The sequence below is a fragment of the Enterobacter sp. fkY84-1 genome, from assembly GCF_052974705.1.
This window is the reverse complement of the sequence record NZ_CP169393.1, coordinates 2,965,678-2,978,570: the sequence shown is the minus strand read 5'-3', so window position 1 is coordinate 2,978,570 and position 12,893 is coordinate 2,965,678. Positions and strand designations below refer to the sequence as shown.

14 protein-coding genes and 1 pseudogene are annotated in these 12,893 nt (G+C 54.4%); 8 read left to right on the top strand and 7 right to left on the bottom strand.

The window, feature by feature from the left end:
• Positions 1 to 131 precede the first annotated feature (131 nt).
• Positions 132 to 995, top strand: coding sequence for an N-acetylmuramic acid 6-phosphate etherase (locus ACEPLT_RS14345; RefSeq protein ID WP_232928686.1), 864 nt, complete (start codon positions 132 to 134; stop codon positions 993 to 995).
• A 57-nt stretch (positions 996 to 1,052) separates the two neighbouring features.
• Here ACEPLT_RS14345 and ompC read toward each other — a convergent pair whose 3' ends face one another.
• Positions 1,053 to 2,216, bottom strand: coding sequence for a porin OmpC (gene ompC, locus ACEPLT_RS14340; RefSeq protein WP_032675128.1), 1,164 nt, complete (start codon positions 2,214 to 2,216; stop codon positions 1,053 to 1,055).
• A gap of 284 nt (positions 2,217 to 2,500) precedes the next feature.
• Here ompC and ACEPLT_RS14335 point away from each other — a divergent pair, with 284 nt between their 5' ends.
• The 3 genes from ACEPLT_RS14335 to ACEPLT_RS14325 all read left to right on the top strand — a co-directional run bounded on the left by ACEPLT_RS14335 (position 2,501) and on the right by ACEPLT_RS14325 (position 5,151).
• Complete coding sequence (locus tag ACEPLT_RS14335; RefSeq protein ID WP_032652571.1) at positions 2,501 to 3,202, top strand: phosphohydrolase; 702 nt, start codon at positions 2,501 to 2,503, stop codon at positions 3,200 to 3,202.
• A 61-nt stretch (positions 3,203 to 3,263) separates the two neighbouring features.
• On the top strand, positions 3,264 to 4,679 hold the full coding sequence (locus tag ACEPLT_RS14330; RefSeq protein ID WP_032652569.1) for a DNA cytosine methyltransferase: 1,416 nt from the start codon (positions 3,264 to 3,266) through the stop codon (positions 4,677 to 4,679).
• Entirely contained in the window at positions 4,660 to 5,151 is a 492-nt protein-coding gene (locus ACEPLT_RS14325; RefSeq protein ID WP_008500303.1) for a very short patch repair endonuclease, read from the top strand. The genes ACEPLT_RS14330 and ACEPLT_RS14325 overlap by 20 nt, the downstream gene beginning before the upstream one ends.
• Here ACEPLT_RS14325 and yedA read toward each other — a convergent pair.
• Positions 5,123 to 6,037: a drug/metabolite exporter YedA gene (yedA, locus tag ACEPLT_RS14320; RefSeq protein WP_021241392.1), complete on the bottom strand. Its 915-nt coding sequence runs from the start codon at positions 6,035 to 6,037 to the stop codon at positions 5,123 to 5,125. The genes ACEPLT_RS14325 and yedA overlap by 29 nt on opposite strands.
• 178 nt (positions 6,038 to 6,215) lie before the next feature.
• On the opposite strand from yedA, the gene ACEPLT_RS14315 reads away from it, so the two are divergent.
• The 3 genes from ACEPLT_RS14315 (at position 6,216) to dgcQ (ending at position 9,162) form a co-directional block, all read left to right on the top strand.
• Complete coding sequence (locus ACEPLT_RS14315; RefSeq protein ID WP_008500306.1) at positions 6,216 to 7,127, top strand: DUF808 domain-containing protein; 912 nt, start codon at positions 6,216 to 6,218, stop codon at positions 7,125 to 7,127.
• 78 nt (positions 7,128 to 7,205) lie between these two features.
• Positions 7,206 to 7,388 carry a YodC family protein gene (locus tag ACEPLT_RS14310; protein ID WP_008500307.1) on the top strand — a complete coding sequence of 61 codons (183 nt, stop codon included), beginning with the start codon at positions 7,206 to 7,208 and terminating at the stop codon, positions 7,386 to 7,388.
• Between the two features lie 73 nt (positions 7,389 to 7,461).
• Entirely contained in the window at positions 7,462 to 9,162 is a 1,701-nt protein-coding gene (gene dgcQ / locus ACEPLT_RS14305; protein WP_447088271.1) for a cellulose biosynthesis regulator diguanylate cyclase DgcQ, read from the top strand.
• Here dgcQ and ACEPLT_RS14300 read toward each other — a convergent pair.
• Together ACEPLT_RS14300 and yodD are read right to left on the bottom strand one after the other, a co-directional pair.
• Positions 9,147 to 9,947, bottom strand: a complete 801-nt coding sequence (locus ACEPLT_RS14300; protein WP_232928684.1) for a mannosyl-3-phosphoglycerate phosphatase-related protein — start codon at positions 9,945 to 9,947, stop codon at positions 9,147 to 9,149. The genes dgcQ and ACEPLT_RS14300 overlap by 16 nt on opposite strands.
• 301 nt (positions 9,948 to 10,248) lie before the next feature.
• Positions 10,249 to 10,476 (bottom strand): YodD family peroxide/acid resistance protein, encoded by a 228-nt coding sequence (gene yodD / locus ACEPLT_RS14295; protein WP_008500310.1) that lies wholly within the window; start codon positions 10,474 to 10,476, stop codon positions 10,249 to 10,251.
• A gap of 136 nt (positions 10,477 to 10,612) precedes the next feature.
• Between yodD and dsrB the strand changes: the two genes are divergently transcribed.
• A complete protein-coding gene (dsrB, locus tag ACEPLT_RS14290) occupies positions 10,613 to 10,801 on the top strand; it encodes a protein DsrB (protein ID WP_008500312.1) in 189 nt (62 codons plus the stop codon).
• Positions 10,802 to 10,908: 107 nt separating this feature from the next.
• On the opposite strand, the gene rcsA is transcribed toward dsrB, so the two are convergent.
• The 3 genes and pseudogenes from rcsA to fliQ form a co-directional block, all read right to left on the bottom strand.
• Entirely contained in the window at positions 10,909 to 11,532 is a 624-nt protein-coding gene (rcsA, locus tag ACEPLT_RS14285) for a transcriptional regulator RcsA (RefSeq protein WP_008500313.1), read from the bottom strand.
• 287 nt (positions 11,533 to 11,819) lie between these two features.
• A pseudogene (gene fliR, locus ACEPLT_RS14280) lies at positions 11,820 to 12,612 on the bottom strand (flagellar biosynthetic protein FliR); the annotation flags it as partial.
• Positions 12,613 to 12,619: 7 nt separating this feature from the next.
• Positions 12,620 to 12,889, bottom strand: a complete 270-nt coding sequence (fliQ, locus tag ACEPLT_RS14275) for a flagellar biosynthesis protein FliQ (RefSeq protein ID WP_008500315.1) — start codon at positions 12,887 to 12,889, stop codon at positions 12,620 to 12,622.
• Between the last annotated feature and the right edge of the window lie 4 nt (positions 12,890 to 12,893).

Here is a 12,893-nt window from a genome sequence, read left to right as displayed (position 1 = left end):
ATCGCCGATGACGCGCTTTTCTTAAAGCCATGTAAAGGCGTGGATTTGGTCCTCTTTTCGTGACCCTCCTCGCAGGTCATCTATATAAAACACTTTATAGTGTGTGGGTACTCATAATAAGGAGGCTGTTTATGAGCATTCTGCTTACCGGTTCGGTCAAGGAAAGACGGCACGCCAGCACGATGAATATCGATCGATTGTCCACGCTGGACATGCTGAAAGTCATTCACCAGGATGATGCACTCATTTCTGCTGCACTCACCCCTAGCTTACCTGTGATTGCCCGCGCGGTGGATAACGCTGCCGCGACCCTCAATCACGGTGGTCGCCTGGTCATTGTCGGGGCGGGGCCGTCTGGCCGCGTCGCGCAACAGGTTGCCGATGACTATGCGCCGGGCAAAACCCCTGTGATGGCCGTAACGGCACAAGAGGGGGAAGGGAGCTACGAGCGCGGCGTTGCCGATCTGCAGGCCATTAAGTTTGGTGAACACGATATGATGCTGGCCGTGACCGTCAGCGGAAAAACGCCGTGGGTGTGGGGGGCAATGCGCCATGCATGGTCGCTGGGGGCGCCGGTCGCCGTCATTACCGGTGATGCGCAAAGTGAAGCCGCGCAGCTGGCGAGTATGGTTATTGCTCCCGAACTGGGTGCCGATGTGGTGGCAGGCTATCTCAACACCAAAGCGGGGATTGCGCAGAAAATGATCCTCTCGATGATCGCTACCGGGCTGGCCGTTCGAACCGGGCGCGTTTACAGCAACCTGCGGGTGGATCTCGAGGCAAGCAGTACCAAATGGGCTGAACGCCAAATCGCCATTGTGATGGAAGCGGGGGGATGCTCCCGGGCGGAGGCAAAAGCGGCGCTGGAGAGCTGTAACCATCACTGTAAAACGGCGGTATTGATGGTGCTGACAGGGCTGGATGCATGGAAAGCCCATGAACTGCTGGCGCAGAATAACGGGTTCATCCGCGTGGCGCTGCAGGAAGCGCCATAACACAGACCGCGAAGAAATAAAAAAGGCCGCAGATGCGGCCTTTGGTATTTTTAAAGATTAGAACTGGTAGGTCATGCCTACGCCAACGATGTCGTCGGTGGAAATACCGTTGGCTTCGTAGAAGCTTTCATCGTTATCCAGCATGTTGATTTTGTAGTCAACATAGGTGGAGAAGTTCTTGTTGAAGCTGTAGGTCATACCCAGGTCGATGTAGTTAACCAGGTCCATGTCTCCATGCTGACCCTGAGGGTTGCTGGCGTTGCCTGGATAGGTCATGTCCTTGCCCTTGGAGTAAACCCATGCCAGGGATGGACGCAGGCCGAAGTCGAACTGGTACTGTGCTACCGCTTCGAAGTTCTGAGTCTGATCCGCGATACCATAATCACCATATGGCGTCATGTTGCGGGTTTCAGCGTACATCATCGCCAGATAGACGTTGTTGGCGTCGTATTTCGCGCCAAGGGTCCACGCTTCAGCTGTTTTACCGCCCGCATAATGCGCGTTGTATTGGCCTGCCGCTTCCTGCTCATTAGTACGATCAGAAGAAGAGTACGCCGCACCCAGGCTCAGGCCGGAGAGATCGCCAGAGAAGTCATAGGAGGTAGACATACCGAAGCCGTCGCCGTTCTGGAAGCGTACGTCTTTATGACCGTTTTTCGTGCCTTCCTGGTCTTCTTGAGCAAACTGATATTCATTCGCACCCTGATACTGCAGCGCGAAATTCAGACCCTCAACCAGACCGAAGAAATCGCTATTACGGTAGGTTGCCAGACCGTTGGCACGGCCATTCATAAAGTTATCGGTCCAGGTGTAAGAATCACCGCCAAATACCGGCAGCATATCGGTCCAGGCTTCAACGTCGTACACGACGCCGTAATTACGGCCATAATCAAATGAACCGTATTCGCCATATTTCAGGCCAGCGTAGGCCAGACGGTTAAAGGATTTGTCACCCGCGCCTTCGGTATCGTTAGCGAACGTTTTATATTCCCACTGACCGTAACCGACCAGATCGCGAGTAATCTGGGTTTCGCCTTTGAAACCAACCTGTACATAGGTTTCATCGCCATCATCACCAGGGTTGTCAGAGAAGGTATGACGCGCGTCAACCTTACCGTACAGGTCAACTTTGTTGCCATTTTTGTTATACATTTCAGCCGCATTCGCTGCGCCTGCCATTAATAACGCGGGTACCAGAAATGCCAGAACTTTTCTTTTCATTATATATTCCCTTTAAAGATAATTTATATGAATATATGTAATCACCCTCCGTAATTACAGGCTCGATACTATTCTATGGCTTGTGATTTAGTTTCAAAAATAAATGTAATTAAATTCGATGAAATATTTCAAATTATTTCTATTAATCTCTTTATTTTTCTTGTGAATTATTGGGGTGGATTTATAAGGAGTAATTATTATTAAATATTTCGCAGCGCTATTTTTAAATTCATTTAATTTGGCTATGTTATAATTCTCCTTCTTTTAAACAACAGGACATGATGATGGAACTGGCCCGGTGGCAGCATGGCTTTGAGCGCTGGCTCAAGGAAAATCACCAGAACGACGATACCGCACATGATATTTCGCATTTTCGTCGGGTGTGGATGACGGCGCAAAAAATCATGGTTCACCACACGGCCGAGCCGCGGGTGATTCTGACCGCCTGCTATTTTCACGATATTGTCAGCCTGCCGAAGAACCATCCTGAACGCAGCCAGTCGTCACGGCTCGCTGCTCGCAAGACGAGCGAGATACTGCGCCGCGACTTCCCGGACTTTCCGCCCGAGCATATTGCCGCCGTCGCGCACGCGATTGAGGCGCACAGCTTCAGCGCCGGCATTGCGCCGCAAAGTATAGAAGCCAAAATTGTGCAGGACGCTGACCGGCTGGAAGCGTTAGGCGCTATCGGCCTGGCGCGCGTTTTTGCCGTCTCGGGCGCACTGGGCGTGCCGCTATTTGACGCGGACGATCCCTTTGCCGATGCGCGTCCCCTCGACGACCGCGCGTTTGCCCTCGACCATTTTCAGACCAAGCTGCTGCGTTTGCCTGATACAATGCAGACGGAAATGGGCCGCGAACTGGCACGTCACAATGCCGATTTCCTGATCCAGTTTATGGCGAAACTCAGCGCCGAATTACACGGCGACTGCCTCGGGCTGGATAGCCAGATGCTGAGCCGCTTCCGTCGCAGTTTGCGCAACTGAACTGTGGTAATCTGTTCCCAGTCTTTACTCTCCGGTTAAAAGAATGCAGGAAAATCGAGCAGTGAAAGAGCCCGCGCCCGCGCAGGCTGAGAAATCAACGGCAACGGTGCAGGCCTTACTGCGCCAGCTGTTGGATATCTATGATGCTAAAACGCTGGCCAGTCTGCTGGTGGCGCACGGCGAAAGCCACTGGAGCCCGGCGATCCTTAAACGTCTGCTGACCAGCGAGCGAGCAGGGCGTCGCCTGAGTGAAAGCGAGTTTCGTTATCTGCAAAACCTGCTTCCGCGTCCTTCTGCCGCGCACCCGAACTATGCCTTCCGGTTTATCGATCTGTTTGCCGGTATCGGCGGTATTCGGCACGGTTTTGAAGCTATCGGCGGACAGTGCGTATTTACCAGCGAGTGGAACAAGCACGCCGTGCGGACCTATAAGGCCAACTGGTACTGCGACCCGCACGAGCATCATTTCAACGCCGATATTCGCGATGTCACCCTGAGCCATAAAAGCGGCGTGAGCGATGAGCAGGCCGCCGAGCATATTCGTCAGACGATCCCCGCGCATGACGTGCTGCTGGCCGGCTTCCCGTGCCAGCCTTTTTCGCTGGCCGGCGTCTCCAAGAAGAATGCCCTCGGACGCGCCCACGGTTTCGCCTGCGATACGCAGGGAACGCTGTTTTTTGACGTGGCGCGCATTATTGACGCCCGTCGTCCGGCCATTTTTGTACTGGAAAACGTCAAAAACTTAAAAAGCCACGACGGCGGGAAAACCTTCCGCATTATCATGCAAACGCTGGATGAGCTGGGTTATGACGTGGCCGATTCAGAGGACATGGGCGCGGACGATCCTAAAATCATTGATGGGAAACATTTCCTGCCCCAGCATCGCGAACGTATCGTGCTGGTGGGCTTCCGCCGCGATCTCAATCTGAAAGGGGATTTCACCCTGCGGGATATTCCTTCTCTGTATCCCGAGCGCCGTCCTACCGTGGCCGACCTGCTGGAACCGGTCGTCGACGCGAAATTTATCCTTACCCCGGTGCTGTGGAAATACCTTTACCGCTATGCCAAGAAGCATCAGGCGAAAGGCAACGGCTTCGGTTTTGGGATGGTCAACCCGAACGATCCGCACAGCGTCACCCGCACGCTGTCTGCTCGCTACTATAAAGACGGTGCGGAAATCCTGATCGACAGAGGCTGGGACAAAGCGCTGGGTGAAAAAGATTTCGACGATCCGCACAACCAGCGTCATCGCCCACGGCGCTTAACGCCGCGGGAATGCGCCCGGTTGATGGGCTTTGAAACGCCGCAAGGCTACGGTTTCCGCATTCCGGTTTCAGACACCCAGGCGTACCGCCAGTTTGGTAACTCGGTCGTCGTTCCCGCGTTTGCGGCTGTCGCAAAACTGCTGGCTCCGCGCATCAGACAGGCGGTGGCGCTACGCCAGAGTGAGGCCGTCAATGACGGACGTTCACGATAAGGCCACGCGCAGTAAAAACATGCGTGCCATCGGCACGCGTGACACCGCCATTGAAAAGCGCCTGGCCGCGCTGCTGACGCAGGCAGGGTTTGACTTTCGCGTGCAGGATCCCGCCCTGGCGGGTCGTCCCGATTTCGTCCTCGACGCCTGGCAGTGCATCATCTTTACTCACGGCTGCTTCTGGCACCATCACGACTGCTACCTGTTTAAAGTCCCCGCGACGCGCACCGATTTCTGGCTGGATAAGATTGGTAAAAACGTCGAGCGTGACAAACGGGATCTCTCAATGCTTATTGCGCAGGGCTGGCGGGTGCTGATCGTCTGGGAGTGTGCGCTGAGAGGCAGACTAAAGCTGAACGATACCGATCTGCGCGAACGGCTGGAAGAGTGGATCTGCGGCGGCGGTCAGACCGCGCAGATCGACACGCAGGGTATTCACCTGCTTACGGTTTCTCCACCTCACAAGGCGTGACCACCGGTTTTGCCGGCAGCAAATATTTGCCCAGCGTGACCAGTACGACGGCAAACACGATGATCCCTAAAGCAATCCATTCCACAGGCGAGAGCGTTTCTCCTCCCAGTCCTGTCCCGAGCAGCACGGCCACGACCGGATTAACGTAGGCGTAGCTGGTGGCGACCGCCGGTGAGACGTTGCGGATCAGGAACATATAGGCGTTAATGGCGATGATAGAGCCAAACAGCGCCAGGTAGCCTACCGCGAGAAAGCCCGACAGGTCCGGCAGCGCGGTCAGCTTTTCTCCCGTCAGGGTGGAGGCCAGAAGCAGGACAATCCCCGCGGCGAGCATCTCAATCGCACCGGCCATCATGCCGGTCGGCAGTTCGATACGCGACCCGTAGACGGAGCCGAACGCCCAGCTCATCGAGCCGATCAGGATAATCACCGCGCCCCACGGATTCCCGCTCAGGTTGCCGCCGCTGTTGAGCAGAACAATGCCGGCCAGCCCAATCCCAATCCCCAGCCATTCCAGCTTGCGGGTGCGGATGCCGAAAAGACGGCTGAAGCAGAGGGTAAACAGCGGTACGGTGGCAACGACCACGGCGGCGATCCCGGACGGGACGTTCTGGTGCTCGGCAATCGTCACAAACCCGTTCCCCACTGCCAGCAGCAGCAGGCCGATCAGGGCGGCATTCAGCATCGGGCGCAGCGGGGGAAGCTTATGCCCGCGCAGCATCAGGAAGGCCAGCAGCAGGATACCCGCCGAAAGGAAGCGGATGCCCGCCATCATCAGCGGCGGCCAGCTTTCCACGCCGATGCGAATGACAAAGTAGGTTGAGCCCCAGATGATGTACAGCGAAAAGAGTGCCCCGATGAGCGGTAGCAATTGCCGGAAACGCATAATCCCTCACGACGAAATAAAAAGGTCGCTGATAGTAAACGCGAAAACTATCGCGCTGGCGAGCCCTTTAATTGTGTAGCTGATGTGAATTTTTTGTTGACGTAAGGTGCCTGTTTCCGGGTTTGCGCTTTTGCTCCATACTATTCACTTAATTACCAAAAAATGAAGGATTAAGATTTTGGCAGGAAGTAGCTTATTAACATTGCTGGATGATATAGCCACCCTACTGGACGACATTTCAGTGATGGGGAAACTGGCGGCGAAGAAAACCGCAGGCGTGCTGGGTGATGATTTATCGCTTAACGCGCAGCAGGTGAGTGGGGTGAGGGCAAACCGTGAACTGCCGGTGGTGTGGGGCGTGGCGAAAGGCTCCTTCCTGAATAAGGTGATCCTGGTGCCGCTGGCGTTGCTGATCAGCGCCTTTATCCCCTGGGCCATCACGCCGTTACTGATGATCGGTGGGGCATTTCTCTGCTTCGAGGGCGTGGAGAAGGTGCTCCACTCCTTTAGCGCGCGCAAGCAGAGCGATACGCCGGAGGTGCGCCAGCAGCGTCTTGAAGCGCTGGCCGCGCAGGATCCGAAAACCTTCGAGCGCGATAAGGTCAAAGGCGCCATTCGGACCGACTTTATCCTGTCTGCGGAAATCGTCGCGATTACGCTGGGCATTGTCTCTGACGCGCCGCTCCTGAATCAGGTCCTGATCCTCTCCGGCATCGCGATTCTGGTCACCGTGGGCGTGTACGGTCTGGTGGGACTGATCGTCAAGCTGGACGATATTGGCTACTGGCTGGAAGAAAAGTCGAGCGCGGTGGCAAGAGGCATCGGCAAAAGCCTGCTGGTGCTGGCGCCCTGGCTGATGAAGAGCTTGTCGGTGGTGGGCACGCTGGCGATGTTCCTCGTAGGCGGCGGAATTGTGGTTCACGGCATCGCGCCGCTGCACCATGCCATCGAACATTTCTCCTCCACGCAGGGGGCCGTTATCGCGGCGATTCTGCCCACGCTGCTGAACCTGGTGCTGGGCTTTATCATTGGCGCTATCGTCGTTGCGGCGGTGAAGCTGGTTGAGAAAATTCGCGGCACGTCGCACTAATTGTTACCGTCGGCAGGATGCAAAAAGACCATTCCTCGTCTAAATTGAAACAGTTTCACCCTGATACAGGAGGCAGGTATGGTCTTTTTGGTCAGTGATGAAGTTAAGCCTAAAAAGGGCGGCCCACGTATGATCGTAACCGGGTATTCCAGCGGAATGGTGGAATGCCGGTGGCACGATGGCTATAGCATCAAGCGGGAAGCATTCCGTGAAGATGAGCTTCAGCCGGGGGACGGGCAGCACAAACGGGACAAGGCTTAATCACATAACGCCCGGCTTTGCCGGGCGTTTTTATCTCAGGTTTCGGGTATAGAGCAGTAATCAGGGAGTGTGTGTGCAGCGCGATACCTTTGTTGTAAGACAAACTTTTTTGCAATGGCTGCATAAGCGTAGCAATCCGGGGCGGATTGTTAATCTCTGTTTTCTGATCGTTCTGGTGTTTTCCACGCTCCTGACCTGGCGTGAGGTGGTGGTGCTGGAAGAGGCGTACATCTCCAGCCAGCGCAACCATCTGGATACGGTGGCCAGTTCGCTGGACAGGCAGTTACAGAACAGCGTCGACAGGATGCTGTTATTTCGCCAGGGCATGCATGATGCAATCGAGACGCCGCTGGCCTTTGATGTCCTACAGGACGCGGTGTCACGCTTTAACACCGTCCGCATGCTCCCCACCTGGCAGCTCGTCGTTGATAAAAAGCGCACCCTTCCCATCAACGGGGTCTCGGATGCGTTCGTGGATAAAACCACGCTTCTGAACCGGGACGCTGAGCGCATCAGTCATGAAATTTCTGCCGCGCTCGAAGTGGGGTATCTGCTCAGGCTGGCGTCATCGAGAGCGCAAACGGAAGCGCGGGTGATCTACGTCTCCCGCGCCGGATTTTTCCTTTCCACGGATACGCCGGATCGGGCGGGTGATATTACCGCCCGCTATTATAATCTGGTCACCCAGTTCTGGTTTACCCAGCAGTCAGAACGTAACAACCGCGCCCGCGCCGTGCGCTGGTTTATCTCCACGCCTTCATCCTGGACCGGGGATGAACGCACGATCACCGCCAGCGTTCCCATCTATTTCGATCATTACTGGTACGGCGTCGTGGCGATGGATTTTACATTAGACACGATGCAGCGTTTGCTGACCGACGCGACGGAAGACCGGACGGAGGGGGAGTATCAGCTGTACGATACCCGGCTTAATATGATTGCTACCTCAGCCCACGCGGGAAGCCCGGTTAACCAGTTTGACGAACGCGAAACGGCGCAGATTGCCCAGGCGATTGAGCACGATACCGGCGGCGGTATCCGCCTCGGGAGCCGGTTTATCACCTGGGAGCGGCTCGATCATTTCGATGGCGTCGTCCTGCGGATCCACACCCTGCACGAAGGGGTGCAGGACGACTTCGGCAGTATCAGCATTGTGCTGGCGCTGCTGTGGGCGCTCTTTACCGCTATGCTGTTGATCTCGTGGCTGGTGATCCGTCGGATGGTGAGTAACATGTATACGCTTCAGCACTCGCTCCAGTGGCAGGCCTGGCACGATCCGCTGACCCGATTGAATAATCGCGGCGCGCTGTTCGACCGCGCAAAATTGCTGGCGGAAACCTGTCGTCAGCAGTCGCTGCCGTTCTCGGTGATTCAGATCGATCTCGACTATTTTAAAAACATCAACGACCGTTTCGGCCATCAGGCCGGTGATAAGGTGCTTTCCCATACGGCAGGCGTGATTGCCAGCGCGTTACGCAAGAATGACGTGGCCGGACGCGTCGGTGGCGAAGAGTTTTGTGTGGTCCTTCCCGGTCTTGGTCTGGAGGAGGCGAGAGGCGTCGCCGAACGCATTCGTTGCCGAATCAACAGTAAGGAGATCCTGGTGAAGAAGAGCACAACCCTGCGCATCAGCGCGTCACTGGGCGTCAGCAGCGCGGATGAAACGGGCAATTACGATTTTGAACAGCTGCAGTCCGTGGCGGATGCCCGGCTGTATCAGGCCAAGCAGAGCGGGCGTAACCGGGTCGTGTGGCGGGATCAGGACAGGAAATGATCCAGCCCCTCCTGCCAGCCCGCAGGCCCGGGCTGTTGGGTGTGATAGACCCGCGCGGGGTTATCGTCCCGTAGCGTGATGCCCTGGCGGTTAATCCCCTTGATCACCACCGCGAAGTCCATGCTGTCGAGCAGCGGCGCATCGTTGGGACCGTCGCCGAGCCCTAGCGTGGTGGGTTCTATGTCTTCCTGCTCGCGATACCGTTCAATCAGCCAGCTAACCGCCACGTCTTTACCGCAGCGGGCGTCCAGAATATGCCAGAAGCGCGCCCCCTGCAGGCATTGCAGGCCGCTGTGCGCCAGTTCCTCTTCAAACTGAAGCAAGTTCTCGTCGGTATCGCGCCAGATCAGCGTGACGGAGGCTTCGTGCTTGCGGGCAAGCGTCGAACGGTAGCGCGTCAGTCCGGTCCACTCGCTAATAACGTGCTCATCCACATCGTCAAAGGTGGTGAATTTAAAGCCCGTCTGCAGGCGAATCTGCTCGATCCGCGGACGAATATCCCGGTGCGTCATCCCTCTAATCTGACGCTGGATATTGTCCCAGCGCACGTCAGGCTGAATCACCGCGCCGTTCTCGGCAATAAACGGCAGGCCTTCCAGCCCCAGATCCTGCTGAATATCCAGCATCTCTGCCGCGGTTTTGCTGCTGCAGAGAATGATCGGAATCTGGTTATCCTGCAGCCTGTCCAGCCAGGGCATGGCGGGTTGCCAGTCATAGGTATGAATATCCAGCAACGAGCCATCCAGGTCGGAAAAAATCAGCAAGGTATCCCGCAGTGAAGGCATAGTGACTCCCGGTGACGGATGCGTTTCGCTCTAAGAAAATTCCTAAAAAATATCCGAATTGTTAACCGGAGAAGTGAGAGTATTCCCTGGCAAACCCGCATTCGGCGTATGTTATTGCTCATAACCAAAAGCATTATGTTAAAAATATTATATTCATCCTAAGAATATATGCTTGTCAGACAAATTCGTTGGGGATAGTGTGGCATGTACATCAGATTTCCTGGTGTAACGAATTTTCAAGTGCTTCTTGCATAAGCAAGTTTTGATCCCGGTCATCCCCATGACCGGGATTTTTTTCGCCCTAACGATTGGCTTCCGACACGCTAAAGTCGTGAATATCGAGCTCGAAGGCCTCTGCCAGCTCGCGATAGGTGTGATAATCCCTTCCGTTGACAATGACGCGGTCCGAATTGTCGTCCGAGCGGCGGACTTCTGACTCGCTGATCTCATTGATGGCGGCCAGCAGGGCATCGACATCCACCTCGACTTCGCGCTTGATGGTATCGCTGTACTCTTTATCGGTCTTCATTGCGGGACTCCTCTTTCAACCTGCAAACGTGTCCAGGGTTAAGTATAGCCTGTGCATAAAAACGCCATTCACGCCGGGCGGCGATGTGCGTTTTTGCGTTTTGTTCTACACTGGCTCAAAACCAGAGGAGGAATGTATGAAGGTCAACGATCGGGTAACCGTTAAAACGGACGGTGGGCCGCGCCGCCCGGGTGTGGTGCTGGCAATTGAAGAGTTTAGCGAAGGTACAATGTACCTGGTATCACTGGAAGACTACCCGCTCGGCATTTGGTTTTTTAACGAACTGGGGCATCCGGACGGGATTTTTGTAGAGAAAGCAGACTAGCACGGCGTCGGGTAGCACATTGCGTGCCCGACACCCGCTGTAAAAGCAAAAATCTCTGGCCAGGCCAGAGATCAAAGGTAGGGTGCACAGGGTCTTTTCTTAAGCGACTAACGCATGTTGACGAAAATCCCGTTCGTCACATTATCGGTCAGGCGTACCACGTGGTAGATCACTTGCTTATTATGCGTTTTAATTTTCCGTTTAATATTTCCTTTGTGTGATGAAACGGTTTTCGCTTTAATATTCATCTGGTCGGAGATCTGAATAGTTCCTTGTCCCGCCATCCACATTCGCAGCATACTTGATTCAGTCCTGCTTAATGATAGGGTGGGTAAGTTAACCGCTCCTACATTTTTAACTTCTTTATTCAAATAATCACCCAAAATGTCATCCAGCGACTCGGGTTTAATCGATTTAGAACTGATCAATAAATTTTTACGGACCAACAAATACTCATCGAAATGGATATTCGCGATCGCCATAAAAACAATAAACAGGGTTTTTGGATGCTGATTAATGATTTGCTTAATGTGCTGACTGTTGGCTGGATCGTGAATGAAACAGTCCTCATTAATAAACACCACGCCTGGTTTTAGTTCGTCACAAGCGGCTGCGAGTTCGTCAACGGTGTGTGCATCGTTGATGTCTCTCTTTCTTACCCCTCTGCTTGCCAGGTACCCGGTTAACCCTAGCCGGGTGTAGCTGCATAAATCCATAATGATCGTTGACATGGCATACCCTCACTCAATGCGTAACGATAATTCACCATCTGCCTGAGAGCTCAAAACAGCCATACGGGATGGAAAAAAATAATAAACCTGTGAGCATGACAAAGACTTTCAGGCGGACTCACTATCCCGTAAAGTTACGTATAATTTGCCAGGAATCTTCTTAAAGTAAAGTAAATATTAAGTATTGTGAGGTGGTTAGAAACAATTAAACCGCGTCAGATATATCCTGGAAGATGTTTTTCGCGTTTTATTTTAGGAATATCCTCAGAAAGACAGTAACAACAGTGCGGGCTATTATTTACGTGGCAGTTCGCTGACAATATCCGCTAACAGGTTGAATATCTCGCCGAATAAATGTTCACAGAAGGGAGCGATAAGTGGCATCAGTAATGACATTAATAAAATTCCGACCGTCAGCGTCAGCGGAAAACCAATGACAAACACCGAAAGCTGCGGTGCCATTCGGTTGAGTAAACCTAACGCCAGGTTGACGGTCAGCAGCAGGGTGATGATCGGCAGCGCCAGCATCAGCCCGTTGAGGAAGATCAGCCCCGCCGCGCGGGTGAGGGCCAGAAACGCATTGCTGTTCACCGGATTTTCGCCAATCGGCAGCGTATGGAACGTGTCCACCAGCATGGAGATAAGCCACAGATGGCCGTTGAACGACAGGAACAGCAGCATGGCGAGCAGATCGATAATGCGCGCCAGCACGGGCATGTTGAGATGACTGCCAGGGTCAACAAACGTGGCGAACGATAGCCCCATCTGCAGGCCAATCAGTTCCCCCGCGGTACGCACCGCGGCAAAGGCGAGCTGCATGGTAAAGCCAACGGCGACGCCAATCATCACCTGCTGCAGGGCCACCCATACCGCATTCGCCGAGAAGATCGGAATATCCACCGGCGGAAGAGACGGGGCGACGATAATGGAGATGATGATGCCCAGCCCCACTTTGACACGCTTGGGGATCGATTTCTCGCTGAGAATGGGGGCGGTGGAGATCAGCGCCATGATGCGCAGCATCGGCCAGAAATAGACGCCGAGCCACTGAACCCACTGGTCGCTGGTGAAGTGCAGCATCGTCAGGTCAGCCGATGATGTACGGCAGGTTGGTAAACAGGTTGCGCATATAGTCCAGCAGCAGGTTCAGCATCCACGGCCCGGCCACGATAATCGCCACGAACACGGCGATGATTTTCGGGATGAATGACAGCGTCATTTCGTTAATCTGCGTGGCGGCCTGGAGAATACTGATAATCAGACCGGTAACCAGCGCGACAAGCAGCAGCGGCGCGGCAACGGCAATCGCGATTTTCATCGCCTCCGTGCCCATCATCATGACCGATTCGGGTGTCATTGCC